Raw genomic sequence first — 26,486 nt, forward strand, 5'->3', positions numbered from 1 at the left:
CCTCTAAAGAGTAACATCACTATTTTTAACACACTTTAATGCTAAAAACCTTGATATTTCTCTAAGTTTTGCAAATTTTTTTATTTATTAAAATAATCAACTATACTCTATGCCTTTAATGCAAAGGAAAAATATCATTAATGCAAGTAAATCCGCACTACCGCCACAACTAATATTTCGACGGATACATTCGTTATCAAGTTTTTCCAAAGCGGAAATCATTTCTGATTTAGTAACCGCATTTCGTAAAATTTCAGCCGCTTGCTGTTTCACAAAAGTTAAACCGTCCATGCCACCTCGATGAACAACATTCGTATCATCATTGTGTGCCATCAACCATAATAGGATTTGGTGTAAATTCGGCTGTTCTTGACTGCCAAATTGCGCTAAACAGTGCGCAACTGTGTTTAAACCGTTTTCTGCCTCACCTCTCGCACCGGTTAACCCATATGCCCGATACAGTTTTACTCCGTGTGTAAGCGGTAAATTTTCAGGGTAATTTTGCAATTCTGCCGTTAGCCCTTTCGCAAATTCCGATACCATATCAAATAGTTGTGAGAGTTCTACCCTATCGGGAGTATAGATACTATACAATCGTCCGATAGCACAACAGATCAGACCAAAAGCAAAAATAGCGCCTTTATGGGTATTTACCCCATTAGTTACTTCTAACATCGCATTTTCGGCAGCGATCCCAAGCGGTCGAATTGTCGTCAAAATTTGCGATTCAGGCAATGTACTTGTTTCGATTCCCTTTAAGACAAATTTCGCAAAAAACGGACGTAAAGCCAAGGCGCTTCGTTCAAACGTTTGCACATTCATATCTTTATGTGAACCGTTATTTCGGCGGTCAACTAACCCAGGTTTCGGAGTGAGATAAACTTCTTGTAATAGTGATTGATAAACGGCCTCTGCTATCTGTTGGGCAAAAAAATCATCCTCTGCACGTTGTTGCATTTGCGCTACAATTTGCTCAATAGAATGCTTACGTGATCTGGCACAGAGTTTGGCATTTTCTGCACAACATAAACAAGAGCGAGGTGAGAATCCCAATGCTGTCCGACTCAATAATTCTCCATTTGGAGTGACAACATCAATATCCCACAAGCGGGCAAGTGGTGAACTGTCTTCCAAATCAATGCAGGCCTTTTTTAGCACAATGGCGTCAACAGGCAATACAAAAATAGCCTCATGCCCTGTCACGAGCGGACGAATAAACTCCGCAGTCGGTGAAATATTTAATCTTTTGAATAAAGCACTTAGATGTTCCAAACATCTTACAAAAATATAATCAAGCAATTCATTTTTCTTCACCCCACCTACGGCGGTTAGAGTGACGGACAATAACGTTTGCTGATATTTTTCAAGGCATTCTTGTTGTAAGAATGCACGTTCCTCACGTGCAGTTAATAGCTGTTCTAGAGAAATTTCTTCTCCTTTGAGAGAAAAGTTTTTGCAAAATTTTTGGAAAATCATACCGCTTGTTACTTATTGATAAATACATATAAAAAAGGCGTGCTTGGCACGCCCTTACAATTGAATATTATAACAATTATTCTTTTACCGCATATACCGTATCGATCACAGAACCGTCACGATAACGTACTACCGCTACCGGTTGATCAGTTACCTCAATTTCTTTCGGTTTACCTGTGATACTGTATGCACGTTCACAAAGTTGTTCGATAGTGAATAATTCAATGCCTGCTTCAGATAATTTTTCAATTAAGTCCGGACGTTTCGGGTTCACTGCCACACCGTGATCGGTAACTAAAATATCAATGTTTTCACCCGGTGTTACGCAAGTTAATACGTTTTCTACCACGCAAGGAATACGACCACGTACTAATGGCGCTACAATGATTGCCACTTGTGCTGATGAGGCTGTGTCACAGTGGCCGCCTGATGCACCACGAATCACACCATCTGAACCTGTTAATACGTTTACATTGAATTTCGTATCAATTTCAAGTGCTGAAAGCACCACGATATCTAAACGCTCAACCGATGCACCTTTTGAACTGAAGTTTGCATATTGATTTGCCGATACTTCGATATGATTCGGGTTACGCGCTAATGATTCTGCTGCGTCTTTATCAAATGATTGTACGTCGATTAATTTTTTGATTAATCCCGCTTCGTGCAATGCCACCATCGTTGAAGTGATACCGCCTAAACCAAAACTTGCCGTAATATTTTCACGACGCATTTTATCTTCTAAGAAACGAGTTACTGCAAGCGATGCACCACCGGTACCGGTTTGGAATGAGAAGCCATCTTTGAAATAGCCTGAACCGAAAATCACATCCGCACATTTACGCGCAATTAAAAGTTCTCGTGGGTTTGTGGTCATACGGGTCGCACCACCACCGATTTTTTTCGGGTCTCCCACTTCATCTACTTGCACGATTAAATCAACACGGTCTTGCGTAATACTTGCTGGATTTAATGGATATTCACCAAATTCTTCAGTTAAAAGTACCACTTTATCGGCAAATTCCGCATCAATACGTGCATAACCTAATGAACCACATTTACTTTTACCGCTAAAACCATTCGCATTACCGAATTTATCGCACATCGGCACACCTAAGAATGCTACGTCAATTTTTAATTCACCCGATTTTACTAAGTGAACACGACCACCGTGCGAATGAATATTTACTGGTTCTTTTAAAATCCCTTTTGAGATCTCGTCCGCTAATTTGCCACGAATACCTGATGAGTAAATTTTAGTAACCACACCATTTTTAATGTGTTCGATAATTGGGAAATGGCTGTCAATTAATGAACTTGAAGCAAGTGTTAAGTTTTTGAAACCCATTGCTGCAATTTTTTCCATCACCATATTCACTACGAAATCGCCGGCACGGAATGCATGATGGAATGAAATAGTCATACCGTCTTTTAAACCTGAGCGGCGAATAGCATCTTCTAAGCTATCACATACTTTACGATCTTTTGCGGTACGAACAAGTGATTCTGCTTTCGGTACAGCTTGGTAAACAGGTTTGCCACCATTAAATTTTTCGATACGTTGTTCTCTTGTTGTCATAGCGGTTCCCCCTTATTCCTCACGAATACCATGTTTTGCACGTTCAAGTACTAATGCGGCACGGTCAATAATTGGTGCATCGATCATTTTACCGTTGAGCGATACCACACCTAAACCATTGCGTTTTGCCTCTTCTGCCGCCTCAATAATGCGTTTCGCTTGATCCACATCTTTTTGCGTTGGCGCAAATAAGTTATGAAGTAATTCAATTTGGCGAGGGTTCACAAGTGATTTACCATCGAAACCAAGCTGCTTAATTAGTGCTGCTTCCGCTAAGAAACCTTCTTCGTTATTTGCATTTGAATAAACAGTATCAAACGCTTGAATGCCCGCTGCACGAGCCGCTTGTAAAATTGAACAACGTGCAAATAATAATTCAATACCTTCTGGCGAACGTTCGGTTTTAAGGTTACGTACATAGTCTTCCGCACCTAACGCAATACCGATTAAACGGTTTGAAGCTGTTGCGATTTGGTTCGCTTGAGTAATACCAAGTGGCGATTCAATTGCGGCTAACATTAATGTTGAGCCAACTTCACGTCCACATGCTTTTTCAATTTCGGTGATCGCATGATCCATATCAATCACATCTTGTGCAGTTTCAGTTTTTGGCATACGTACAATATCAACACCTGCACGTACTACGGCATTTAAATCTGCTAGACCGAATTCTGAATCTAATGGGTTTACACGCACCACACATTCAATTTCTTTATAAAGTGGGTGTTGAAGTGCATGAGCGACTAAGATACGAGCTGAATCTTTCTCTTTTAACGCCACCGCATCTTCAAGGTCAAACATGATTGAATCAGGTTTATAGATAAAGGTATTACTGATCATTGCCGCATTTGAACCCGGAACGAAAAGCATACTTCTTCTTAATCTAATTTTTTGGCTCATAGCACTTTCCCCCAATCGATTTGTTCGTCAGTTGCACGTAATAAGGCGGCTTTTAATCTTGCACGAAGTACACAGTCTAATGCACCTTTATCTTCTACCGTCACTTGTGCTGCATTTACATCAAATTGAGCGAGTACTTCTTTGATGGTGGCTAAAATGTCATCACCAAATTGTTTTCCCACCGAGCTATTTAACTCAATGTTTAACGTATTCGCAGGCTCAATGCGGACTTGCGCATCACTAGATTCTAGTGTGCCTGCCACAGCGATTTTAGTTATCTGCATAATGGTTTCCTTATTTTTTGCTAATAAACGAATTACTAATGGACAAAAGATTACAAATAAATTGGAAAATACGACCGCTTGTACTCCCTTCTCCATTGGCAACTGGTTGTGATCGACGGTAAAAACAGAAATAAAGAAAATAAATTAAGGTAAGTAAAAAAAGGAAGAAATTTGACCGCTTGTAACAACGGATAGCAAGTAACATAGCCAATAGACGAACTAACGGAAGCTTTTCGCCACTGTATTTGAGTCTGTCTTATGATATGTCTTATAGCCATATGTTAATTATTTTAAGAAAAAAAATATTACCGCAATAATTGCATTCTAACGAATTCTCATAATTTTGCTAATTAGAAAGAGGTATTGTTGATATGGATCAACCAACAAAATACAAAGCACAATAATTATGAATATAATTCATGTTAATTCTGAAAATTATGAAATTGACGTTAATTAAAAGATAAAAATAAAATACCCTCACTCGATACCAGAAAAAACGGTTGCAAATTCAACACCATTCTAATAATAACAATTCGCAAGAGGGACAAAATATGAGCTATGCTAAAGAAATTGATCATTTAAATCAAAGTGTTGCAGACTTAAACGGTCAAATTAACGTTTCATTTGAATTTTTTCCGCCTAAAAATGAAAAAATAGAAACCATGCTATGGGACTCTATTCACCGCTTAAAAGCGCTAAAACCTAAATTTGTTTCCGTCACTTATGGCGCAAACTCCGGCGAACGAACACGCACGCACTCCATTGTAAAAAATATCCAGCAAGAAACCGGCATTTTAGCTGCACCGCATTTAACCGGCATTGATGCCAGCCCTGATGAATTACGTACAATCGCTCAAGATTATTGGGATAACGGCATTCGTAATATTGTTGCACTCCGAGGAGACGAGCCGGCTGGCTATGCGAAAAAACCATTTTATGCAGCAGATTTAGTGAGATTATTAAAAGAAGTGGCTGATTTTGATATTTCAGTTGCCGCTTACCCCGAAGTACATCCGGAAGCAAAATCAACGCAAGCCGATTTAATTTACTTAAAACAAAAAATTGAAGCCGGCGCCAATCGCGCAATCACTCAATTTTTCTTTGATATTGATAGCTACCTTAGATTTCGTGACCGCTGTGCCACCGTAGGTATTGATGTTGAAATCGTACCGGGTATTCTGCCCGTTTCTAATTTCAAACAATTAGAAAAAATGGCAAAAGTGACCAATGTGAGAATTCCAAGCTGGATGCAAAAAATGTATCAAGGTTTGGAAGACGATCAAACAACTCGCAATTTAGTCGGGGCAAGCATCGCAATGGATATGGTCAAAATTCTCTCAAAAGAAGGTGTGAAAGATTTTCACTTTTATACTTTAAACCGTTCCGAGCTTACTTACGCCATTTGTCATACGCTCGGCGTTCGTCCATAGACACTAGACAATAATGTACAAATAACGGACAATGTTCATATTGAATGATTGTCCTGTTGACTTATGCTATTTTTAACCAAACTGATTACCGCCATTATCCTTCCGCCATTTAACGCTTTGATTTTATGGATTTTTTCTTTATTTCTCCATAAATTACAATTCAAAAAGCTGAGCTATTTTTGTACCGCATTAGGTATGACGATTCTCTATATTTGTAGTACACCTTATTTCTCACATCAATTGATTCAAGCGGTCACTTTTACCCAAAAACTTACCATTGAAGATTACAAAAAAGCCCAAGCGATCGTAGTATTAGGCGGGGGATTGCGTGACAGTAATGAGCTATTCGGTAATTATGCGATTGCCGCCGCACCGTTAGAACGGATGCGCTATGCGGCTTATTTACATAAACAGACCGGTTTGCCGATTTTAGTCACTGGAGGAAGCCCAGAAGGACGAGAGCCGGAAGCAAAAATTATGGAGCAAGAGTTGAACGATTTTTTCCATGTTCCCGTTACTTGGATTGAGGAAAAATCAAATGTTACCGAAGAAAATGCAACATTCAGTAAACCGATTCTGATGCAAGCCGGTATTCAACATATTGTTTTGGTGACTAACCAATGGCATATGAAACGCGCCAAAATGCTGTTTGAGCGAGAGGGCTTTAACGTGCTTGCGGCTAGCACTACCGCTCATCAGGCGCTTGATATCGGAATTTTACCGTTTATCCCGCAAGCACAAGCGCTACAAAATAGTAGCATTGCCCTTAAAGAATGGATTGGTTATTGGAAAGAAAAACTTATCGGATAAATAGAATAACAAAGCCTCCGTTTGGGGGCTTTCGCATTAAGGTGAATGAATCAGATGGTCAATCATCAAACTGGCAATATCAATGCCGCTTGCCTGCTCAATCCCTTCTAACCCAGGGCTGGCATTCACTTCTAACACCAGCAATCCGCTATCAGAACGAATCAGATCGACACCCGCCACGCTAAGTCCGATTGCTTTTGCCGCTTTCGCTGCAAGTTGTTGTTCCGCTTCAGTTAATGCTATCGTTTGAGCTTTGCCACCTAAATGAATATTGGCTCGAAATTCCCCCTCATTACCGGAGCGCTTCATTGCCGCCACGACACGATCTCCAACTACAAACGCTCGAATGTCCTGCCCTTTTGACTCTGCTACAAAATCTTGCAACAAATAAGCTAATTTCGCTTGCTGTAAAACAGCCAAAACACTTTGGGCGGTTTGTTGGCTCTCCGCTAACATTACTCCCACACCTTGCGAACCGGATAATGTTTTCGTTACTAACGGGAGCTGATGTTGGGTTAAATGCCCTTCTACCGAACACAGTTCACCGGCTAACGAACTTGCCGGCACAGCGATTTGTGCGGTAACCAAGGCTTGCAAACTTAGCCATTTATCTCTTGCCAAAGCAAAAGCGGTCGAATTATTTAAGACTTTTACCTGTTTTGCTTCAAAGTAACGCAAAACTCGGCATCCCATTTCCGTACTGGTTGTGCCGAAACGAGGCAATACCGCATCATAATCAGGCAATAATTGCGGAAGCGGTCGGTTTTTATCGTAAGTTTCACCCGTTTGATAATAGAGCTGTAATACCGATTGACCTTGCTCCACCGCTAACTTTATCAACATCCGATTCGGATCAAGAATATCTAAGTGGATACCTCGCTGCTCACAAGCTTGCTGTAAACGTCGGCAGCTATATAAACGAGGTTCTCGGCACAACATTAAAAATCTCATCGTTTCAACAATCCTTGTTGTTGGAAAAATGGCAACATATGCGGACGTACCGCTTTATTTAAGGTTTTATCGATCGCAGCCTGCCACTGCTGCCCTTCACCGGTTCTCTCCTGATAATAAGCGGTCAAAATTTCGTTATATTTTGCAAGTTCAGATTGGTCTAACGGCTGATATTGATCCTCATAGCAAACTAATGTTGCCGGCAAACGAGGTTTAAGTGCCGGATCTTGTGCCGGATAACCTAAACACATACCAACTAACGGCACACAATATTGCGGCAGTCCTAATACCTCCGCTACTTTAGCGACATCATTGCGTAATGCTCCGATATATACACCGCCTAAGCCGACCGATTCCGCAGCCAACAAAACATTTTGTGCAAAAATTCCAGTATCTACCGCACCGATAACACTCACATCCGCCCAATCTAATTGCGAATCCGGTACAAGCTGTTTATGTTTATAAAAATCAATGCAAAAAACCAAAAATTCTGCACATTCGGTCACATATGCCATACCAGATACCTCACGCAATGATTGGCGTATGGTTTGATCTTTGACACGAATCACGCTCACGCATTGTAAATGATTGGACGTGGAGGCTTGTTGCCCGGCTTGGATTAAGGTTTGGAATAGTTCTTCCGAGATAGGTTGTTCGGTAAATTTACGAATCGAACGATGAGAAAGTATCGTTTCTAAGGTTGGTTTGCTAATCATATTGCCCCCGATAAAAAAGATAAAAAAATAAGCGGTCGAAATTGCAAATTTTTTTGCAAATTCTACCGCTTGTTCTACAACTTTTCCAAATAATGACGACCGCCTAATGCCGTCACTTGGCGCATAATCCACGCCTGACGTTTACGCATGGTCGGCCCCGGTTTATTCACCCGAAACACTAACGGATTAGGTAACGAAGCGGCTAATAAAGCCGACTCTTGTAAAGTCAGATCTTTCGCACGTTTTTTAAAGAAGTGCTTCGCTGCCGCTTCTACGCCAAAGATACCGTCACCAAATTCAGCAATGTTTAAGTACACTTCCAAAATACGGCGTTTACCCCAAGTATTTTCCATCACAAAAGTTAGCGGCAATTCAATACCTTTTCGTAGCCAACTTTGTCCGTGCCATAAAAACATATTTTTGACCGTTTGCTGAGAAATAGTGGAAGCACCTCGCACTTTTTTCGATTTAGCATTGCGCTGTAATGCAATTTCAATCGCTTGTAAATCGATCCCAAAATGGCTTTCGAATTTTTGATCTTCCGAAGCAATCACCGCCATCTGCATTTGCCAAGCGATTTTATCTAAACTGACCCAATCATATTGGATTTTATAATTATCACCGGCAATCAAATGCTCAACTTTTTTCTGCGCCATATAAGCGGAAAATGGCACGGGTAATACCGAAAAAATCATCAAAAACGTAACGAAAGCACCACCAAGCCCCGCCCCTAAACGGCTTGAGCCGAACCACAACCAACCGGCTCTCGAACCAATCTCCTGCGGAATAAAAAACTTGATAAATTTACGGCATAAGCGTTTGATCAAACTAAACATGGTGACTGACTTCTTTTTGCGTTTTCGTTTACGCTTTGCCATTAAGTTTCTCGTTTAACCACTCAATAAATTGCGGCTCCAATGTTTTCAGCATATTAGAAGCGCGCGTAATGGTTGCGGCACTAGTGTTCAAGTTTTGCTGAATTTCTCTTTGCGGCACTTCACCTTTTAGTAACGCCGCAACAATTTGCACACGTAGACCTAAAGAGTTACGTTCATCTGCCGTTAAAAACGAGGTAAAAAACTGTTCTAATTTATCTTCTGCCACCGCCTGTTGCAATAAAACCATAAACTGTTGCCACTCTTGCGGATCACGTTGACTATAAAGAATTTTCATTGAACCTCCAAAATAAGGAAAGCGGTCTGATTTTGGCAAAATTTTGCGAAAATAAAACCGCTAGTAAAATAAATTATTTCTTAGATTTTTTACCGCCACGTTGGTCATCTAACTCAGCGCCTTTCGGTACGCTAAATTTGAACAAATCAGACGATACGCCACCACCGGTAATATTACGTAATACGTATAAATTGCTCTGTCCGTCTCGTTCAATGGTACTAAAACCTTTTAACATACCGCTTTGATCGATACGCACATCAAACTGTTTTAAATTACTTTTTTTCGATTTCGGTTTTAATACGAAAGTATCCGCATTTTGTGTCACATCATACTGATCCCAGTGGCTTTTATCACTACTGGTTAATAATACGAACGGTGTATTATTTACTGCATCTTGCACCGTATTCACCGTCACTTGTGACACAAACGGATCATAAAACCATAAATTCGCACCATCAGAAACAATTAAATTTTCTTGCGGTGATTTAGTATCCATACGGAACAGATTCGGGCGCTTCACTTGGAATTTACCTTTACCCGATTGAATTTGTTTACCTTTGCTTGAACGTACCGTTTGATCAAAATCCGCACTATATTGGCTGACTTGCTCTAAACGTCGTTGCAATTCGGCAACTGACTGCGCATCAGCAAAAGCTGCGCCAGTCATAGAAACTAAGGCAAAACCTAATAATGATTGCTTAATTAATTTTTTCATTTTTTGTTCCTTCTATCAAAGAGAATCAAGTGCCTCTTTGACAACCTATTCTGTAAAAGTTTCACAAAGCTTCGTACTAGCATAACGATACAATAAAATAAGCCAAACACCAAGAAGCATTTGGCTTTTATTTTATTGATTAATTATTTTTCACAAAATTAGTGCGCTTCGTCCCAGTTATCGCCCACGCCGACTTCTGCAATTAAAGGCACTTTAAGCTGAATCGCTTTTTCCATTTCCGCTTTAATTAATTGGCTATAATGTTCGATCAATTCTTCTTTTACTTCAAACACCAATTCATCATGCACTTGCATAATCATTTTGATATTTTCATCGCCTCGAATCACTTTATCAATGCCAATCATTGCGACTTTAATAATATCCGCCGCAGTGCCTTGCATTGGTGCATTGATCGCCACACGTTCCGCCGCTTTACGGCGCATTGCATTACTGGACTTAATTTCCGGTAAATATAAACGTCTGCCGAAAAGTGTTTCCACATACCCTTTTTCACTCGCACTTTCACGAATATCGGTCATAAATTGTTGCACTGCCGGATAACGTTGGAAATAACGTTCCATATATTTTTTCGCATCGGCACGTGAAATGCCTAATTGGTTTGATAAACCGAATTCCGACATACCGTAAATTAAACCGAAATTAATAGCCTTAGCACTACGGCGTTGCTCACTTGTTACTTGATCCAACGCTAAACCGAAAATTTCCGCTGCTGTTGCACGGTGAATATCTTTACCTTCAGCGAAGGCGGTAATCATACCTTCATCATTTGCTAAATGCGCCATAATACGCAATTCGATTTGTGAATAGTCGGCTGCGACAATTTTATAGCCTTTATTCGCAATAAATGCTTGGCGAATACGTCTGCCTTCCTCATTTCGGATCGGAATATTTTGCAGATTCGGATCACTTGATGAAAGACGACCGGTCGCCGTTACTGCCTGATGATAAGAGGTATGCACTCTGCCTGTTTTTGGATTAATCATTAATGGTAACTTGTCGGTATAAGTCGATTTCAACTTACTTAAGCCACGATGTTCCATTAATAATTTCGGCACTAAATGCCCTTGCCCCGCTAATTCATCCAACACTTCTTCATTGGTAGAAGGCGCACCTTTCGGTGTTTTTTTCAAGACAGGTAAGCCAAGTTTAGTAAATAAAATTTCTTGTAATTGTTTGGTAGAAGCAAGATTAAAGACTTCACCGGCTTCACTATGCACTAACTGTTCCAACTCAGCTAAACGCTGCTCAATTTCTGCCGATTGCGCCAGTAATTTTTCCGGATCAATCAATACACCGTTACGCTCAATGCGAGAAAGCACTTCAACCAACGGCATTTCAATTTCATTAAACAATTTAACCAATGTCGGCGCTTTATCCAATTCCGGCGCAAGCACTTGATGTAATTTCATCGTCACATCCGCATCTTCCGCCGCATATTGTGAAGCGACATCAATCGCAATTTTATCGAATGTCAGCTGATTTTTGCCCTTACCAGCAATTTCTTCAAACTCAATCGTCTTATGCCCTAAATAGCGATCCGCTAATTCGTCCATATTATGACGACCGGTACTATTTAGCGTATAAGATTCCAGCATCGTATCGAATGCAACACCTGCCACCTGCACACCGTGATTTGCGAAAATAGTCAGATCGTATTTAATATTTTGCCCGATCTTTTTCACATCATCATTTTCTAATACCGGCTTAAGCTCATTCAAACAAGCGGTCAAATTTAGCTGATTTTTTGCAAGTTCAAAGCTTGTGGTAGTTTCCACTTCTGCCGGCTCGGCAAACAGATCGCTTTGCTGAGGCTCAAGCGTTACCTGTTCTTTGTGCGTTAACGGAATATAGCACGCTTCGCCGTTAGCCAAGCCAAATGAAATTCCGACTAAATTTGCCGACATAGAGTCCAAACTATCGGTTTCGGTATCCACCGCCACTAATTTTGCTTGGTTGATCTTTTCAATCCAACTCTGCAACTGCGCCATTGTGGCTACCGTTTCATATCTGCTACGATCAATCTCCACTTTTGCAAAAGTTTGCTCGGTTTCGACCGCTTGCGGTGCTGAAACAGTCGCTTGATAATTATTAGGAATTTTTTCCGCTGAATTTTGCGTGACCGGGTTAGCGTCATTCATCACTTCATTCAGCCAGCGCTTAAATTCATAACGTCCAAACAACTCAACTAATTCATCACGCTTTTGTGATTGCACCACTAATTGTTCATGGGTGACTTCCAGTTCAACATCGGTCTTAATCGTGGCAAGCAAATAAGATAAATCCGCCGCTTCTTTCTCCGCTTCTAATTTCGGTGCAAGTGTTTTAGCACCACGGAATGAAAGTGTGGCGACTTGATCCAAATTCGCATAAATCTCTTTTAATGAGCCGATTCCTTGCAGCAAACCTAATGCGGTTTTCTCGCCCACGCCCTTCACACCAGGAATATTATCCGAAGCGTCGCCTTGCAATGCTAAATAATCAATAATCAGCTCTGGCGGAATACCGTATTTCTCAATCACACCTTCACGATCAAGCAAAGTATTGTTCATGGTATTAATTAGCATAATGTGATCGTTCACCAGTTGTGCCATATCTTTATCGCCGGTACTGATTAACACGTTTTTTCCGTCATTCGCCGCCTGCACCGCAAGCGTACCGATCACATCATCCGCTTCTACACCTTCAATCGAGATCAGCGGAATGCCTAACGCTTTAATAATCGTATGTAACGGTTGCACTTGTGCACGCAAGTCATCTGGCATCGGAGGACGATGCGATTTATATTGCTCAAATAACTCATCACGGAAAGTCTTACCCTTCGCATCAAAAACCACCGCAATATGGCTCGGCTCAACCTGAGCAATTAAACTTTTCAGCATATTTAACACGCCATACATCGCTCCCGTCGGCTCACCATTTTTATTAGTCAGCGGCGGAAACGCATGAAACGCACGATAAAGATAAGAAGAACCGTCCACAAGAACGAGCGGATTTTGAGCAATTGTAGCCATTTTAACCTTTATTTTAGAAGTGAAAATTACTGCAATTATAGCGGATTTTTCTACTTAAATCTGAAGAAATCGATAACTTTTCGAGTTATATCGAAAAAATCACTTTTGCAGATTGAAGAATAAAAGGAAAAACTTATTCTCAATTTATCTGATTTAAATTTGTATATACAAAGGTGAAAAATGCTGATAATCTCACATCAAATTTATTTAAAACTGATTCAGAAGCATGGACTTTCTGATCCGGAAACGGAAATTCTCGAAGCATTTTCAAATATAAACGGACAATTTTTAATTGATACACGTGAAGAACATTTGAGCGAACCGCCAACAGAATGGTTTATTGCCGAAACCAATAGGGGAATAAAACTCAAAGTCTGTTTTATGCGAAAAAATAACGACATTTACATTCGAACAGCCTATCGCCCAAATGCGGAAGAAATTCGAATTTACGAGAAATATAAATAGAGGTAAGTATGAAAAATATTGAAAAATGGGAAAACAGAGAACTAGGGCAAGATGAAAAATTTGTACAACGTTCAACTCATACAACGCCAGAAATGTTAGAAGAACTACTTGCTTTACAGCCAATCTCAATTCGCTTATCTAAGGGATTAATTCAAGATCTCAAAGATATCGCCCAACTTCACGGACTAGGCTATCAACCTCTAATCAAACAAATCCTAACGCGTTTCGTTGAGTCTGAAAAACGAATGTTAGCCAATGAAAAGATTCAAGAAGATCTCGCCAAATTACATAATGCAGCTTAAACACAAGCGGTTAAATCCCCTTTAAATTTTGCAAAATTTTCTGGAAATTTAACCGCTTGTTTAGTGGTGTGCTTTAGCCTTTGGCTAAAATCTCTTTTAAGAATCTTGCCGTGTGCGAGCGTTTGTCTTTCGCTACCTCTTCTGGTGTGCCGGTTGCAATAATTTGTCCGCCACCCGAACCGCCTTCAGGGCCTAAATCAACAATCCAGTCGGCAGTTTTAATCACATCTAAATTATGCTCGATCACCACAATTGTATTGCCTTGGTCACGCAATTTGTGTAGCACTGAAAGTAATTGTTTAATATCGGCAAAATGTAAACCGGTAGTCGGTTCATCTAAGATATACAGCGTTTTGCCGGTATCACGTTTGGAAAGCTCGGTCGCTAATTTAACACGCTGCGCTTCGCCGCCGGAAAGTGTAGTCGAAGACTGTCCTAAGCGAATATACGATAAACCGACATCCATTAACGTCTGCAATTTACGCGCAATCGCCGGCACCGGTGCAAAAAATTCTCTCGCCTCTTCCACCGTCATATCCAGCACTTGATGAATCGTTTTGCCTTTGTAACGGATTTCCAAGGTTTCTCGGTTATAACGTTTACCTTTACAGTGATCACACGGCACATACACATCCGGTAGGAAGTGCATTTCCACTTTAATCACGCCATCGCCTTGGCAGGCTTCACAACGTCCGCCTCGCACGTTAAAACTAAAGCGTCCGACATTATAGCCTCTCGCTCTCGCTTCTTGTGTGCCGGCAAATAATTCACGAATCGGCGTGAATAAACCGGTATAAGTTGCCGGATTTGAACGAGGCGTACGTCCAATTGGGCTTTGGTCGATATCAATCACTTTATCGAAATGCGACAAGCCATCAATCGATTCATAAGGTGCGACATCAGTACGTTCCGCACGATTTAATGCATTTTGTGCTAACGGGAACAAGGTATCATTGATTAAAGTCGACTTACCCGAACCCGACACACCGGTAATACAAGTGAATAAACCCACCGGAATATCCAACTGTACTTGTTTTAAGTTATTACCACTCGCCCCTTTTAAGGTGAGCAATTTTGCTGCGTCATAAGGCACTCGTTTTGCCGGAATTTCAATTTTCTGCTTACCGGAAAGGAATTGTCCGGTAATCGAATCTTCCACCTGCATAATTTCTTCTGCCGTACCTTGCGCAATAACTTGACCACCATGTACACCTGCCCCAGGGCCGATATCCACAATATGATCCGCCGCACGGATCGCATCTTCATCATGCTCCACCACAATCACGGTATTACCCAAATTACGCAGATGAATTAAGGTATTTAATAAACGTTCGTTATCACGTTGGTGCAAGCCGATAGACGGTTCATCAAGCACATACATTACCCCAACTAAACCCGCACCGATTTGGCTGGCTAAACGAATACGTTGAGCTTCACCACCAGATAAGGTTTCTGCCGAACGAGAAAGCGAGAGGTAATTCAAGCCGACATTGACCAAGAACTGCAAACGTTCACGAATTTCTTTTAAAATTTTCTCCGCAATCTTCGCTTTTTGACCGGCAAGATCTAACTGTTCAAAAAATTCTAACGCTTCGCCAATCGATTTCTCCGATACCATCGGCAAATTAGTTTTATCTAAAAATACGTAACGAGCTTCACGGCGTAAGCGAGAACCTTCACACTCCACACACGGGCGATTATTGATATATTTCGCTAATTCTTCTCGCACCGAATTCGACTCGGTTTCTTTATAACGGCGAGCCATATTATTTAACACACCTTCAAAGGTATGTTTACGTTTTACTTTATCGCCACGATCATTAACATAAACAAATTCAATTTCGTCTTTTGAACCGTTCAGAATAATTTCACGTTGTTTTTTAGTCAGCTCTTTAAATGGCGTATCCAGTGAAAAATCATAATGATCCGCCACCGATTTCAACAAACCGAAATAGTAAAAGCTACGGCGATCCCAACCTTTAATCGCACCACTCGCTAACGAGACATCCGGATTCTGTACCACTTTGTTCGGGTCAAAATACTGTTCTACCCCTAAGCCGTCACAGGTTGGGCAAGCACCCGCTGGGTTATTAAATGAGAACAAACGAGGCTCTAATTCGTGTAACGAATAGCCGCAATGCGGACAAGCAAAACTAGACGAAAAGACGATTTCGTCCGCACTCGGATCATCCATATCAGCAATAATCGCAGTCGAACCGGATAAATCCAATGCCGTTTCAAACGATTCCGCTAAACGTGTTGTAATATCACTTCTCACTTTAAAGCGATCGACCACCACTTCAATTGTGTGCTTTTTCTGTAATTCCAATGCCGGCGGATCAGATAAATCACAGATTTCGCCGTCAATTCTGGCTCGGATATAGCCGGAAGCGGTCAAATTTTCCAATAATTTTACGTGTTCGCCTTTACGATCTTTGACCACCGGTGCAAGTAACATCAAACGCTTGCCTTCCGGCTCTTCCATTACTCTATCCACCATTTGCGAAATGGTTTGTGCCGCCAACGGTAAATCGTGATCCGGACAACGAGGCTCGCCCACTCGGGCAAATAATAGACGTAAATAGTCGTGGATTTCAGTTACCGTCCCCACCGTGGAACGAGGGTTATGCGAAGTGGATTTTTGCTCAATAGAAATTGCCGGTGAAAGCCCTTCAATATGGTCAACATCTGGTTTTTCCATCAATGAAAGGAATTGGCGTGCATAAGCAGAAAGGGATTCGACATAACGGCGTTGCCCTTCCGCATACAGCGTATCAAAAGCTAAAGAAGACTTACCCGATCCGGATAAGCCGGTAATTACAATAAATTTATCTCGAGGGAGAATTAAGTTGATATTTTTAAGGTTGTGGGTTCTCGCACCACGAACATCAATGTACTGCATAATCGGTTGCTCTCACTAAAAAATGTTTTTTATTATCGCATATTTTAAAGTAACTGTACAAAATATCAGTTTTAATGCGTGCATTTTTTTGAATTTCAGGTAGAATGTCGCACAAAATTTCAAAGCACTTAATTAATTCACAGAGGATTTTATGGCAGGTATTAATAAAGTTATCATCGTGGGCAATTTAGGTAACGATCCTGAAATGCGCACCATGCCAAACGGCGAAGCGGTTGCAAATATTAGCGTAGCAACCAGTGAAAGTTGGACAGATAAAAATACGGGCGAACGCCGTGAAGTAACCGAATGGCACCGTATCGTATTCTACCGTCGCCAAGCGGAAGTTGCCGGTCAATACTTACGTAAAGGCTCACAAGTTTATGTTGAAGGCCGTTTAAAAACACGTAAATGGCAAGACCAAAACGGTCAAGATCGTTACACCACCGAAATCCAAGGTGACGTTTTACAAATGTTAGGCGGACGTAACCAAGGCGGCGATTTCGGCGGCAACCAAGGCGGTTGGGGAAATTCAGCACCTGCACCACAACAAAGTTACAACCAAGGTAACAGCGGTTACGGTTATGACCAAACAGCAAGCCGCCCTGCTCAACAAGCTGCAAAACCAGCTCAAGCAGAACCACCAATGGATAACTTCGACGACGATATCCCGTTCTAAACAGTGTAAATCAATATCAATATAATAAATACAAAGAGAAGTTCTCATCTTAATATGAAAGATAGAAGAACTTCTCTTTTTTTAAATACATTTCCTTAAAACCAGAATTAAATTTCTTCAATATCTTCAAACTCATTTACAAATCTAAATTTATAGATATAATATCCCTATCAAATTTTGGAGCGAATATGGAATTAGTCGAAATTTTTAAAGTATTGGCGAATGAACATCGCTTGCAAATGTTACGTTGGATTAAATCGCCTGAGCAGTATTTTCGTGGGGCAGAATTTACTGTTGATGCGATTGCAGCTGATGGCGGCGTGTGTGTGCAGGCAATCACGATTAAGTCAGGCTTAGCGCAATCCGTAGTATCGGGTTATTTAAATAGTTTGAAAAAAGCTGGGCTAGTGGAAATGAGTCGTTCTGGAAAGTGGACATACTACCACTACAATGCTGAGAAAATCGAGCAATTTCTAACTACTCTTCGTATTGAGATTTAACTGAAAACGCCGTCATTTGGCGTTTTTTAAAGCAAAAACATATCTACATTTTTAGATTTAAGAAAATAAGGATTTATTATGAAAATTGAAATTTGGTCTGATTATGCCTGCCCGTTTTGCTATGTAGGTAAACGCCATTTGGAAGCAGCATTGAGCCAGTTTGCCCACGCTAAACAGGTACAAATTGTGCATAAAGTCTTTGAGCTAGACCCAACCGCGTCAAATGATGTTACTACTACAACACAGCAGCGTATTGAACGTAAATACGGTAGAACATCTGCAGATGCGAAAGCATTTATCCGTCAAGTAGAAGCCACAGCGCAAAAGGCTGGTTTAGAGATGAAATATGAAACAGTGCAAAACACCAACACTTTTGATGCACACCGTTTAACCAAATTAGCAGAAAGTTTAGGCAAAGGTGATGCAATGAATGAGCGTTTAATGCACGCTTATTTCACCGAAAATCTCGCTCTTACAGAGCGTAAAAATTTAGTTAAATGTGGCGAAGATGTTGGCATTAGCCGTGAATTGATAGAAAAATTATTGGACTCTGACCAATTCGCCAGCGAAGCTCGCCAAGACGAACAAGAAGCCCGTCAAATTGGCATTCAAGCTGTACCGTTTTTTGTGATTGATGGCAAATTTGGCCTATCAGGCGCACAACCTACAGATTATATGTTGCAAGCCCTAAATCAAGCATGGAACGAACAAACAGAACTTGAAATCACCACAGGAATGGCATGCGGTATTGATGGGTGTAACTGATGGCGGACATTCTTATTCCACATAATGAACCACTTATCATACCGTCTGGAAAAAATCCTGAAAATTCCACCGCTTGCGTGATTTTCTTACACGGTTTAACCACTAGTGGTTTGCAATTCCGCCCTATTGCTGAATATTTAGCAGAATCATTACCGAACGTAAAATTCGTCTTGCCCTCTGCACCAGTACGTTTTATCAGATGGGCGAACGCTCCCGTTTCGGGCTGGTACGATTTACTAGGCGATAATTTTCTGATTGAAGAAGACGAGTCTGGCATTCAATGTGCGGCCAATTATGTGCATAAATTGATCGATGAACAAATCACTCAAGGCATACCAAGCGAGAAGATTTTTCTGAGCGGTTTTTCACAAGGTTGTGCTATTTCGCTACTAGCTGGCACAACCTATTCTAAACCGCTAGGCGGTATTGTTGGCTTATCAGGCTATTTGCCATTAACAAACCAATGGCAAGACAACGGATATTTTACACCGATTTTATGGTTACACGGAAGCCAAGATCCGCTAATTACGCTCACACAGATTGAGCAAGGCAAGCTGATGCTGGCGAAAAACCGAGATTTCACATTCAAAACTTATCCTATTGAACATTTTGTAGCAATGCCTGAAATTGATGAGATGGGAAGATGGATTCGAACAAAACTTTAACTTGGAGAGCAAAAATGACATTAAATAAAATGATGAAAACCCTTATTGCAACCGCAATGATAGCAAACTTTACCCCTGTTCTACACGCAGAAACAACCGCACAACCTGCCGTGAAACAAGCTGAACAGCAAGTTGCTGGCTTTTACCGAATGCAATTAGGCGATTTATTGGTTACCGCATTATATGACGGTCCTGTGAATGTGCCACATAAATGGATTCACGGTATTTCAGCAGATGAAATGCAAGCAGTATTCGACAAAATGTTTTTACCTCGTACTGCAGATGGTATCCAAACAGCTGTTAATGCATTTTTAATCAAGCAGCCTTCAGGCTATACCCTCATTGATGCAGGAGCTGCAAAATGTTATGGCGATACGTTAGGTCATATTGTTGAAAACTTAAAAGCATCAGGTGTTCAACCAGAAGAAGTGAAAGATATTATAGTAACACATTTACATTCTGATCATGCCTGTGGTGTAGCAACCACTGATGGAAAAATGGCATTCCCAAATGCAACACTTTATGCACCGAAAAGAGATTCAGATTTTTGGTTAAGCAAAGAGATTGCAGCCCAACAACCAAAAGAAGTACAAATTTTCTTTGATTCGGCTCGCCAAGCTGTAACGCCTTATCAAGAGGCTGGGCAATTTAAGACATTTAATGAAGGTGAAAACCCTATTGAGGGCATTGAAACTGTACAAGAATTCGGACATTCACCAAGCATGACAGGCTATTTAGTTGGTTCAGGCAAAGATAGATTGTTAGTATGGGGCGATATTATTCACAGCCATACGATTCAGTTAAAAAATCCTGAAATTTCTATGGAAGTGGATAGCGATGAAAAAGCGGCGATCGCCACCCGTAAGCGCATTCTGAAATTAGTCAGCGAAGGTAAATTATGGGTTGGGGCAGCACATATCCCATTCCCAGGGATTGGACATATTGTGAAAGAAGAACAAGGGTATTCTTGGGTGCCAATGCAATACTTACCTTTAGAAAATCAATAAGATACAAGCGGTCTTTTTTTGCAAAAAAAAAGCAAAATTAGACCGCTTGCCATAAGGAGAAAAAATGCAAACACAAAAATCCATTGCATGGTTTATTTTTGCAGGACTGTCAGCAAGTTTGATTTCTATCGGCTTGGCACGTTTTGCTTATACGCCACTATTACCGTTGCTAATTAGTGAACAATGGTTTTCAGCTTCAGATGCAGCTTATTTAGGTGCGGCAAATTTAGCTGGATATTTGATCGGTGCGTTATCTGGGCGACCGATGGGAAATGCCTTTTCTAACAAGCAAACATTACGTGTAATGATGCTGTTAGTTACACTCTCATTTTTTGCTTGCGCCTTCCCGCTTTCAACTGCTTGGTATTTCGTTTGGCGATTAATTTCAGGGATTTCAGGTGGTGCAATTATGGTATTAGTTGCGGCAACTATCACACCCCATGTACCTGTTGAACACCAAAATCTCGCCAGTGGTGCAATTTTCTTAGGTATTGGGTTAGGTATTTTCGCCTCTGCAACTATTGTTCCAATGTTAATTAATTTAGGGTTAAAAGCGACTTGGTTTGGCTTAGGTATTTTTTCTACTATTTTGACCGCACTGAGTTGGTTTAACATTCCTGATCCTGTCATAAAAATACAGGAAATTGCACCTGCCCAAACATCACTACCAGCCCAACCACATATCCTAGAACCCAAACCTGCCTTTCTGATTTTATATCTCCAATATGGTTTGATGGCTGTATTTATTGTTGCACCAGCCGTATTTATTGTGGATTACATTGCACGAGGCTTACAACTTGGCGCTGGCACAGGTGCACTATTTTGGAGCTTATATGGCATTGGTTCGATGATTGGTCCACCACTTTATGGCTATTTCGCTGATAAATTTGGTGCAAAACCAACTTTACGCACAGTACTAGCGGTCGAATTTTTAGCTATTTTTGCATTATGTGCCACAGAAAATATCATTGTAATAGCGATACTTACGGTTATCATCGGCTCATTTCCACCAGGAATCGTGCCATTAATGCTTGCTCTCATTTTTGAAATGACCTCCTGCCCACGGTTACGCAATGTAAACTGGAGTAAAGCTACCGTTTTCTTTGCCTCTGCTCAAGCATTAGCTGGTTATGGTTTATCCGCAGTATTTAGCGCCACCCACAATGACCATCGAATTTTGTTCATTATTGGTGGTATAGCATTAGCCATTTCACTAAGTATGGACTGGCTATTTCAAAAGACAGAATAATTTATTTAGGGGCTGTCCTAGATAACTGACAAATTTCCTATTTAGGATACAATATCCCAATGAGAAAAAGTCGTCTAAGTCAGCATAAACAAAATAAACTCATTGAGCTATTTGTCGCAGGAGTTACTGCACGAACAGCTGCTGAATTAGTTAATGTAAACAAAACTACTGCCGCATACTATTTTCATCGCTTACGATTACTTATCTATCAAAACAGCCTGCATTTGGAAATGTTTGACGGCGAAATCGAAGCAGATGAAATCTACTTTGGTGGCACTCGTAAAGGTAAACGTGGGCGAGGGGCAGCTGGCAAAGTCGCTGTATTCGGGCTTCTTAAACGTAATGGCAAGGTTTATACCGTTGCCGTACCGAATACGCAATCAGCGACATTACTCCCGATTATTCGAGAGCAAGTGAAGCCAGACAGCATTGTTTACACCGATACTTATCGTAGTTATGATGTACTTGATGTCAGTGAATTTAGTCATTTCCGTATTAATCACAGCACACGTTTTGCAACTAATCATAACCACATTAACGGAATTGAGAATTTTTGGAACCAAGCAAAACGCCATCTACGCAAATTTAATGGCATTCCCAAAGCATATTTTGAGCTCTATTTAAAGGAATGTGAATGGCGTTTTAATTACAGTGACATAAAGTCTCAAATTTCCATTTTAAAACAATTGGTTAGAGGAAGTTTGCTCTAGTTATCTAGGACAGCCCCTTTATCTATAAATAAAATACCGTCTGGATATCACTTTCAGACGGCATTTTTTAATCCCAATGAAACACCACTTTCAAACCTGTTGCATCTGCAAAGTTTTGAATGGCTCGGCGGCGATCTTTTGTTGATAAATGGGAATAAAGATAAATATCCTCTTCAAGCTGAGTCGTATATTTCATTCCATTTGGTCTAAAACTTGGCGCATTCCCAATACAATGAGACGCTGTTGGTTTTCCATTTAAACAAAAATCCTCCACTAAAGAACGATATTTAGGCTGTTTTAATAAAAATAAAAAGAAATTTTTCTGATTATCTCGGTAGCTTTTCCCTGAAATCTTATGTCCGTCTAACTCAATATAAATTTGATCAGTTGGATTTTCTTCTTCAGTAACATAACTTTCAAAGATATTAATATGCGCAACTTCATCTAAAATTTCTTGAGCAATATTCCAAACATTGTCAGCTTTGATCTTACTCGTTTTTTCAATAAAAGAGGTATTACCCGAAGTGGCATTATCTAACGTTAAATTGGTTTTCTGAAAAGCCTCAATTAATTTCTTCTCAAGGTAATCTGTTTGCGATTTATCCAAATGTCCATCTTCTCGCCCAAAGAAAATAATCTTACTCCACCAATTTTTACTATCATTATGCGTAATTAGGCGATCATAAATTTTTCCGCTCGCCTGCCCGACATAACGCTGATTCTCGCCTAATAAAATATAAATTCCGGCTCTATTCGCTTCTTCCAAATGTTTTAATGCTTTTAAATCTTCACGATCCGCAATCGCTAAAAACACAGGTTCTTTGGTATAAACTGTGATGTTGTCTTTTGCCCTATCGCTAATAATAACGGTATGGGTAACCATAAATTTTCCTCTTATCTCATCGATATTACCGTATCCATTTTAACCTAATCGCTCGAATAAAAATTCACTTAGCACATTAATTTTCATCATTTGGCGGTTATTTGGGGTGTAAACCAAATAAATGCCGTCATTTTCTGCGGTATCCGTGGGCGTAATTTGCCAATTTGCAAAAATTTGCACTAATTTGCCCGCTTGTAGGTGGCGTTCAACCAACCAATCGGGCAAATGGGTAATGCCCTGCCCATCTAGGCAGGCTTGAAGCAACATTTCGGCGTTATTGCCCGACAAATTGCCCTTCGCCCAAATGCTTTCCATTTTCTCGCCTTGCTTGAAATACCATTTTGCTGCCAAGCCACGATAAGTAAACGGTAAGCAGTTAAGTGCGGTCAAATCTTGCGGAGTTTCAGGCGTGCCATGCTGTTGTAAATAAGCTGGGCTTGCCACTAACAAACGCTGTTGCGGGGCGAGTTTTTTGGCGATCAAGCGGTCATCATTGATTTGCCCCAAACGAATCGCTAAATCAATCGGCTGACTGAACAGATCGACAAAATCATCAGAGCTAATTAATTCCAACTCAATTTTTGGATAACGAGTCGCAAACTCTGCCAACAGCAACGAGAGTTTACAAGCGCCATAAGTATTGGGGAACGTAATGCGGAGCTTGCCCTGCGGTTCAAGCACTTCGTCTTTTAGTTGCTGATTGACCTGCTGTAAATCGTCCAAAATTGATTTCGTCTGCTGTTGGTAACGAATCCCTGCTGCGGTGAGTGATAATTTGCGGGTGGAGCGATTAAGCAACGCAATGCCAAGCGATTGTTCTAAATTGTCGATTTGGCGTGTAACCGATGACACCGCCACCCCAAGCTGTTTCGCTGTTGCCGTAAAACTAGTGGTTTCACAAACCGAATGAAAAATTTGCAGTGCTGAAAAATAGTCCATAGTCATCCTTGCGTTTAACGCAAAATTAAATTGCTTTTTCGCTATATTATCATTTTTTATAAAAAACCTATAATGCAGACATCGCAACGCAATGCGAAAATTTTTTGATTCACTCAAATAAGGATAGCAAATGAAAATTAAATCATTAGCGACAGCAATTTTATTAGGTTTAGGTATTTCAGCAGGGGCGAATGCTCACGAATCTCACGCCGCTTTCACGCCAAAAGCGAACGTTGTAAAACCTGTTTTACAACAAGTTGATGGCTACTACCGCTTTATGTTAGGCGATTTTGAAGTTACTGCTATTTATGACGGTTATTTAGATATTGGTAATGACATTTATGCGAAATTTACTAATTTAAGCAAAGAAGAATTAAATAAACTAATCGAAAACGAGTTCCGTCCTTTAACGGAAACAGGTGGCGTGAACACTGCAGTAAGTGCTTATTTAATCAACACAGGTAAAAACTTAATTTTAGTCGATGCTGGCTCTGGCGATGTATTTGGCGATAAAGTGGGCTTTGTGGAAGCAAACTTGAAAAAAGCAGGTTACAAACCTGAACAAGTGGACATTATTTTGCCTACGCACTTGCATTTCGACCATTTCAGCGGTGTAACTCGTAATGGCAAAGCGGTGTTCCCGAATGCAACTATCTATATTTCAAACCAAGAAAAAGCGTTCTGGAATGACACACCGATCGAGAAAATCCCAGCTCACGTTCAGCAATATGTGCAATGGACAAAAGATGCGGTTGCACCTTATGAAAAAGCGGGCAAAGTGTTCTATTACGACTCAGGTGTAGAAGTGATTCCAGGCGTGAAAAGCGTGAAATCTTTCGGTCATACACCAGGGCACGCAGGCTTTGAATTTGAATCAAAAGGCGAAAAATTATTCGTTTGGGGCGATTTACTACATAATCACGCTTTCCAATTAGCCGTGCCAGAAGTGGCGGCAGAATTTGACGTGAATGCCGAAGGTGCGAGAGAAGCTCGTCTTCGTTTATTACCTGAACTAGCGAAAAACAAAACGTGGATTGCAGGAGCGCACTTGCCATTCCCTGGAATCGGTCATATCCGTGCTGAGGAAAAAGGCGGCTATTCTTGGGTGCCTGTGGAATACACACCAATTGAAGTGAAAAAATAACGATTTTTCATAATGCTCACCTGTGAGCAACCTTTCAAGCGGTCATTTTTTGCAAAAATTTTGCAGAATTTGACCGCTTTATTGTAGGCAAATACCAGCAACCTTTGCATTTAACGCAAAACTATTTAGCCTTTTAGGCTTATTATCATTTTTACGCAAAAATATATAATGCACACATAAATACGAAACAAATTAAAGGATCAAAAAATGACAAAACAAATTCAATTTAATCAAACTGGCTCGGCTGACGTATTACAAATTGTTGATGTGCAAGTGGCCGCACCGAAATCTCACGAAGTACAAATTCAAATGCAGGCGTTAGGCTTAAACCGTGCGGAAATGATGTATCGTGAAGGGGCGTATGTGATTGAACCTGTTTTCCCTGCGACAATGGGTTACGAAGGTGCAGGCGTGGTAACAGCGGTTGGTGCGGACGTGAGCGAGTTCAGCGTTGGCGACAAAGTGAGCGTAATTCCATCATTTATGTTTACCGAATACGGCACTTATGGTGAGCTCGTGAATATGCCTGTTCACGCAGTGGTAAAACACCCTGAAAACCTCACAATGGAACAAGCTGCGGCAAGCTGGATGATGTTTGTCACGGCGTATGGCGGTTTAATTGAATTTGGCAACCTACAAAAAGGGGATTTTGTGGTATTAGGCGGAGCGACCAGCTCAGTAGGGCTTGCGGCAATTCAAATCGCTAAAATGCAAGGTGCAACCGTGATCGCCCTTTCTCGCACCCACACCAAAGGCGATGTATTACTAGAAAAAGGTGCTGATTTTGTGATCGCTACCAAAGAAGATGACGTTACGGCTAAATTACTAGAAATTACAAACGGCAAAGGCGTGAATTTGGTGTTCGACCCTGTGGGTGGTAAAGAAGCAGCAAAAATTATCAATGCAATGGCGCAAGACGGCAAATACATTATCTACGGTGCATTAAGCCACGATGACATCTCTGTGCCAGTGTTCCCAATTTTAGGCAAACATTTAACCGTGCGTGGCTATGAATTATTTGAAATCACCACCGTGCCAGAAAAACTCGCCCAAGCGAAAAAATTCGTATTTGACGGCTTAGCAAGCGGTCAATTAAAGCCTGAAATTGACAAAGTGTTTGCTTTTGATGATATAGCGGAAGCCCACCGTTATATGGAAAGCAATGCACAGATTGGGAAGATTTTAGTGAAGTTGTAAGGAGAGATGCCGTCTG

General features: G+C 40.8%; 26 protein-coding genes. 13 read left to right on the forward strand and 13 right to left on the reverse strand.

Translation table 11 applies throughout. From position 1 onward, the window contains the following. Nucleotides 1-96 precede the first annotated feature (96 nt). The 4 genes from citG to citD all read right to left on the reverse strand — a co-directional run bounded on the left by citG (nucleotide 97) and on the right by citD (nucleotide 4,239). Complete coding sequence (gene citG, locus ASU1_RS04235) at nucleotides 97-1,476, reverse strand: triphosphoribosyl-dephospho-CoA synthase CitG (protein ID WP_014991619.1); 1,380 nt, start codon at nucleotides 1,474-1,476, stop codon at nucleotides 97-99. A 76-nt stretch (nucleotides 1,477-1,552) separates the two neighbouring features. Beyond that, complete coding sequence (gene citF / locus ASU1_RS04240) at nucleotides 1,553-3,055, reverse strand: citrate lyase subunit alpha (protein WP_014991620.1); 1,503 nt, start codon at nucleotides 3,053-3,055, stop codon at nucleotides 1,553-1,555. A 12-nt stretch (nucleotides 3,056-3,067) separates the two neighbouring features. Continuing rightward, nucleotides 3,068-3,943, reverse strand: coding sequence for a citrate (pro-3S)-lyase subunit beta (gene citE / locus ASU1_RS04245; RefSeq protein ID WP_179130569.1), 876 nt, complete (start codon nucleotides 3,941-3,943; stop codon nucleotides 3,068-3,070). An 8-nt stretch (nucleotides 3,944-3,951) separates the two neighbouring features. Then, the gene (gene citD / locus ASU1_RS04250; protein WP_014991622.1) at nucleotides 3,952-4,239 is read right to left on the reverse strand and encodes a citrate lyase acyl carrier protein; all 288 of its coding nucleotides are present in this window, start codon (nucleotides 4,237-4,239) and stop codon (nucleotides 3,952-3,954) included. A 551-nt stretch (nucleotides 4,240-4,790) separates the two neighbouring features. On the opposite strand from citD, the gene metF reads away from it, so the two are divergent. Both metF and ASU1_RS04260 read left to right on the forward strand, forming a co-directional pair. After that, nucleotides 4,791-5,669 carry a methylenetetrahydrofolate reductase gene (metF, locus tag ASU1_RS04255; protein WP_014991623.1) on the forward strand — a complete coding sequence of 293 codons (879 nt, stop codon included), beginning with the start codon at nucleotides 4,791-4,793 and terminating at the stop codon, nucleotides 5,667-5,669. 63 nt (nucleotides 5,670-5,732) lie between these two features. Beyond that, a complete protein-coding gene (locus tag ASU1_RS04260) occupies nucleotides 5,733-6,479 on the forward strand; it encodes a YdcF family protein (RefSeq protein ID WP_014991624.1) in 747 nt (248 codons plus the stop codon). A gap of 36 nt (nucleotides 6,480-6,515) precedes the next feature. On the opposite strand, the gene ASU1_RS04265 is transcribed toward ASU1_RS04260, so the two are convergent. The 6 genes from ASU1_RS04265 to polA form a co-directional block, all read right to left on the reverse strand. After that, nucleotides 6,516-7,430 carry an ATP-grasp domain-containing protein gene (locus ASU1_RS04265; protein WP_014991625.1) on the reverse strand — a complete coding sequence of 305 codons (915 nt, stop codon included), beginning with the start codon at nucleotides 7,428-7,430 and terminating at the stop codon, nucleotides 6,516-6,518. Then, nucleotides 7,427-8,146: an oxygen-insensitive NADPH nitroreductase gene (nfsA, locus tag ASU1_RS04270; RefSeq protein ID WP_039195077.1), complete on the reverse strand. Its 720-nt coding sequence runs from the start codon at nucleotides 8,144-8,146 to the stop codon at nucleotides 7,427-7,429. The genes ASU1_RS04265 and nfsA overlap by 4 nt, the downstream gene beginning before the upstream one ends. A 74-nt stretch (nucleotides 8,147-8,220) precedes the next feature. Next, entirely contained in the window at nucleotides 8,221-8,982 is a 762-nt protein-coding gene (gene mtgA / locus ASU1_RS04275) for a monofunctional biosynthetic peptidoglycan transglycosylase (protein WP_039195728.1), read from the reverse strand. 28 nt (nucleotides 8,983-9,010) lie between these two features. Further along, the gene (gene trpR / locus ASU1_RS04280; RefSeq protein ID WP_014991628.1) at nucleotides 9,011-9,319 is read right to left on the reverse strand and encodes a trp operon repressor; all 309 of its coding nucleotides are present in this window, start codon (nucleotides 9,317-9,319) and stop codon (nucleotides 9,011-9,013) included. Between the two features lie 73 nt (nucleotides 9,320-9,392). Beyond that, entirely contained in the window at nucleotides 9,393-10,034 is a 642-nt protein-coding gene (lolA, locus tag ASU1_RS04285) for an outer membrane lipoprotein periplasmic chaperone LolA (RefSeq protein WP_014991629.1), read from the reverse strand. A 158-nt stretch (nucleotides 10,035-10,192) separates the two neighbouring features. After that, nucleotides 10,193-13,066 (reverse strand): DNA polymerase I, encoded by a 2,874-nt coding sequence (gene polA, locus ASU1_RS04290; RefSeq protein WP_014991630.1) that lies wholly within the window; start codon nucleotides 13,064-13,066, stop codon nucleotides 10,193-10,195. A gap of 180 nt (nucleotides 13,067-13,246) precedes the next feature. Here polA and ASU1_RS04295 point away from each other — a divergent pair, with 180 nt between their 5' ends. Both ASU1_RS04295 and ASU1_RS04300 read left to right on the forward strand, forming a co-directional pair. Then, a complete protein-coding gene (locus ASU1_RS04295; RefSeq protein ID WP_014991631.1) occupies nucleotides 13,247-13,531 on the forward strand; it encodes a BrnT family toxin in 285 nt (94 codons plus the stop codon). A gap of 8 nt (nucleotides 13,532-13,539) precedes the next feature. Beyond that, a complete protein-coding gene (locus ASU1_RS04300; protein ID WP_014991632.1) occupies nucleotides 13,540-13,833 on the forward strand; it encodes a hypothetical protein in 294 nt (97 codons plus the stop codon). Between the two features lie 73 nt (nucleotides 13,834-13,906). Here ASU1_RS04300 and uvrA read toward each other — a convergent pair whose 3' ends face one another. Next, entirely contained in the window at nucleotides 13,907-16,735 is a 2,829-nt protein-coding gene (uvrA, locus tag ASU1_RS04305) for an excinuclease ABC subunit UvrA (RefSeq protein ID WP_014991633.1), read from the reverse strand. A gap of 151 nt (nucleotides 16,736-16,886) precedes the next feature. Between uvrA and ASU1_RS04310 the strand changes: the two genes are divergently transcribed. The 7 genes from ASU1_RS04310 (at nucleotide 16,887) to ASU1_RS04340 (ending at nucleotide 22,307) form a co-directional block, all read left to right on the forward strand. After that, nucleotides 16,887-17,411 carry a single-stranded DNA-binding protein gene (locus ASU1_RS04310; protein WP_039195080.1) on the forward strand — a complete coding sequence of 175 codons (525 nt, stop codon included), beginning with the start codon at nucleotides 16,887-16,889 and terminating at the stop codon, nucleotides 17,409-17,411. A gap of 188 nt (nucleotides 17,412-17,599) precedes the next feature. Further along, a complete protein-coding gene (locus ASU1_RS04315) occupies nucleotides 17,600-17,911 on the forward strand; it encodes an ArsR/SmtB family transcription factor (RefSeq protein ID WP_014991635.1) in 312 nt (103 codons plus the stop codon). Between the two features lie 78 nt (nucleotides 17,912-17,989). Further along, the gene (locus ASU1_RS04320) at nucleotides 17,990-18,676 is read left to right on the forward strand and encodes a DsbA family oxidoreductase (protein ID WP_039195081.1); all 687 of its coding nucleotides are present in this window, start codon (nucleotides 17,990-17,992) and stop codon (nucleotides 18,674-18,676) included. Further along, complete coding sequence (locus ASU1_RS04325) at nucleotides 18,676-19,341, forward strand: alpha/beta hydrolase (protein ID WP_014991637.1); 666 nt, start codon at nucleotides 18,676-18,678, stop codon at nucleotides 19,339-19,341. Before ASU1_RS04320 ends, ASU1_RS04325 begins: the two co-directional genes overlap by 1 nt. 14 nt (nucleotides 19,342-19,355) lie before the next feature. Further along, on the forward strand, nucleotides 19,356-20,348 hold the full coding sequence (locus ASU1_RS04330; RefSeq protein ID WP_039195730.1) for an MBL fold metallo-hydrolase: 993 nt from the start codon (nucleotides 19,356-19,358) through the stop codon (nucleotides 20,346-20,348). A gap of 64 nt (nucleotides 20,349-20,412) precedes the next feature. Further along, nucleotides 20,413-21,597 carry a YbfB/YjiJ family MFS transporter gene (locus tag ASU1_RS04335; RefSeq protein WP_014991639.1) on the forward strand — a complete coding sequence of 395 codons (1,185 nt, stop codon included), beginning with the start codon at nucleotides 20,413-20,415 and terminating at the stop codon, nucleotides 21,595-21,597. 59 nt (nucleotides 21,598-21,656) lie between these two features. Beyond that, a complete protein-coding gene (locus tag ASU1_RS04340; RefSeq protein WP_014991640.1) occupies nucleotides 21,657-22,307 on the forward strand; it encodes an IS1595 family transposase in 651 nt (216 codons plus the stop codon). A 67-nt stretch (nucleotides 22,308-22,374) separates the two neighbouring features. On the opposite strand, the gene ASU1_RS04345 is transcribed toward ASU1_RS04340, so the two are convergent. Both ASU1_RS04345 and ASU1_RS04350 read right to left on the reverse strand, forming a co-directional pair. After that, complete coding sequence (locus ASU1_RS04345) at nucleotides 22,375-23,190, reverse strand: GIY-YIG nuclease family protein (RefSeq protein ID WP_014991641.1); 816 nt, start codon at nucleotides 23,188-23,190, stop codon at nucleotides 22,375-22,377. 39 nt (nucleotides 23,191-23,229) lie between these two features. After that, nucleotides 23,230-24,129 (reverse strand): LysR family transcriptional regulator, encoded by a 900-nt coding sequence (locus ASU1_RS04350; RefSeq protein WP_014991642.1) that lies wholly within the window; start codon nucleotides 24,127-24,129, stop codon nucleotides 23,230-23,232. 130 nt (nucleotides 24,130-24,259) lie between these two features. On the opposite strand from ASU1_RS04350, the gene ASU1_RS04355 reads away from it, so the two are divergent. Then, complete coding sequence (locus tag ASU1_RS04355) at nucleotides 24,260-25,273, forward strand: MBL fold metallo-hydrolase (protein ID WP_014991643.1); 1,014 nt, start codon at nucleotides 24,260-24,262, stop codon at nucleotides 25,271-25,273. A 207-nt stretch (nucleotides 25,274-25,480) separates the two neighbouring features. Beyond that, nucleotides 25,481-26,470 (forward strand): zinc-dependent alcohol dehydrogenase family protein, encoded by a 990-nt coding sequence (locus ASU1_RS04360; protein ID WP_014991644.1) that lies wholly within the window; start codon nucleotides 25,481-25,483, stop codon nucleotides 26,468-26,470. Nucleotides 26,471-26,486 lie beyond the last annotated feature (16 nt).

Origin of the sequence: Actinobacillus suis ATCC 33415, from assembly GCF_000739435.1 — a bacterium.
Lineage (GTDB): Bacteria > Pseudomonadota > Gammaproteobacteria > Enterobacterales > Pasteurellaceae > Actinobacillus > Actinobacillus suis.

Bases quoted from the DNA above. Each gene is read 5' to 3' on its own strand.
- polA (WP_014991630.1), bottom strand. From the start codon at position 13,066: ATGGCTACAATTGCTCAAAATCCGCTCGTTCTTGTGGACGGTTCTTCT.
- trpR (WP_014991628.1), bottom strand. From the start codon at position 9,319: ATGAAAATTCTTTATAGTCAACGTGATCCGCAAGAGTGGCAACAGTTT.
- ASU1_RS04300 (WP_014991632.1), top strand. From the start codon at position 13,540: ATGAAAAATATTGAAAAATGGGAAAACAGAGAACTAGGGCAAGATGAA.
- ASU1_RS04260 (WP_014991624.1), top strand. From the start codon at position 5,733: ATGCTATTTTTAACCAAACTGATTACCGCCATTATCCTTCCGCCATTT.
- ASU1_RS04345 (WP_014991641.1), bottom strand. From the start codon at position 23,190: ATGGTTACCCATACCGTTATTATTAGCGATAGGGCAAAAGACAACATC.
- ASU1_RS04360 (WP_014991644.1), top strand. From the start codon at position 25,481: ATGACAAAACAAATTCAATTTAATCAAACTGGCTCGGCTGACGTATTA.
- citD (WP_014991622.1), bottom strand. From the start codon at position 4,239: ATGCAGATAACTAAAATCGCTGTGGCAGGCACACTAGAATCTAGTGAT.
- ASU1_RS04330 (WP_039195730.1), top strand. From the start codon at position 19,356: ATGACATTAAATAAAATGATGAAAACCCTTATTGCAACCGCAATGATA.
- ASU1_RS04320 (WP_039195081.1), top strand. From the start codon at position 17,990: ATGAAAATTGAAATTTGGTCTGATTATGCCTGCCCGTTTTGCTATGTA.
- uvrA (WP_014991633.1), bottom strand. From the start codon at position 16,735: ATGCAGTACATTGATGTTCGTGGTGCGAGAACCCACAACCTTAAAAAT.
- ASU1_RS04350 (WP_014991642.1), bottom strand. From the start codon at position 24,129: ATGGACTATTTTTCAGCACTGCAAATTTTTCATTCGGTTTGTGAAACC.
- ASU1_RS04325 (WP_014991637.1), top strand. From the start codon at position 18,676: ATGGCGGACATTCTTATTCCACATAATGAACCACTTATCATACCGTCT.
- ASU1_RS04335 (WP_014991639.1), top strand. From the start codon at position 20,413: ATGCAAACACAAAAATCCATTGCATGGTTTATTTTTGCAGGACTGTCA.
- ASU1_RS04310 (WP_039195080.1), top strand. From the start codon at position 16,887: ATGGCAGGTATTAATAAAGTTATCATCGTGGGCAATTTAGGTAACGAT.
- mtgA (WP_039195728.1), bottom strand. From the start codon at position 8,982: ATGTTTAGTTTGATCAAACGCTTATGCCGTAAATTTATCAAGTTTTTT.
- citG (WP_014991619.1), bottom strand. From the start codon at position 1,476: ATGATTTTCCAAAAATTTTGCAAAAACTTTTCTCTCAAAGGAGAAGAA.
- nfsA (WP_039195077.1), bottom strand. From the start codon at position 8,146: ATGATTAGCAAACCAACCTTAGAAACGATACTTTCTCATCGTTCGATT.
- ASU1_RS04315 (WP_014991635.1), top strand. From the start codon at position 17,600: ATGGAATTAGTCGAAATTTTTAAAGTATTGGCGAATGAACATCGCTTG.
- ASU1_RS04295 (WP_014991631.1), top strand. From the start codon at position 13,247: ATGCTGATAATCTCACATCAAATTTATTTAAAACTGATTCAGAAGCAT.
- lolA (WP_014991629.1), bottom strand. From the start codon at position 10,034: ATGAAAAAATTAATTAAGCAATCATTATTAGGTTTTGCCTTAGTTTCT.
- citF (WP_014991620.1), bottom strand. From the start codon at position 3,055: ATGACAACAAGAGAACAACGTATCGAAAAATTTAATGGTGGCAAACCT.
- metF (WP_014991623.1), top strand. From the start codon at position 4,791: ATGAGCTATGCTAAAGAAATTGATCATTTAAATCAAAGTGTTGCAGAC.
- ASU1_RS04265 (WP_014991625.1), bottom strand. From the start codon at position 7,430: ATGAGATTTTTAATGTTGTGCCGAGAACCTCGTTTATATAGCTGCCGA.
- ASU1_RS04340 (WP_014991640.1), top strand. From the start codon at position 21,657: ATGAGAAAAAGTCGTCTAAGTCAGCATAAACAAAATAAACTCATTGAG.
- ASU1_RS04355 (WP_014991643.1), top strand. From the start codon at position 24,260: ATGAAAATTAAATCATTAGCGACAGCAATTTTATTAGGTTTAGGTATT.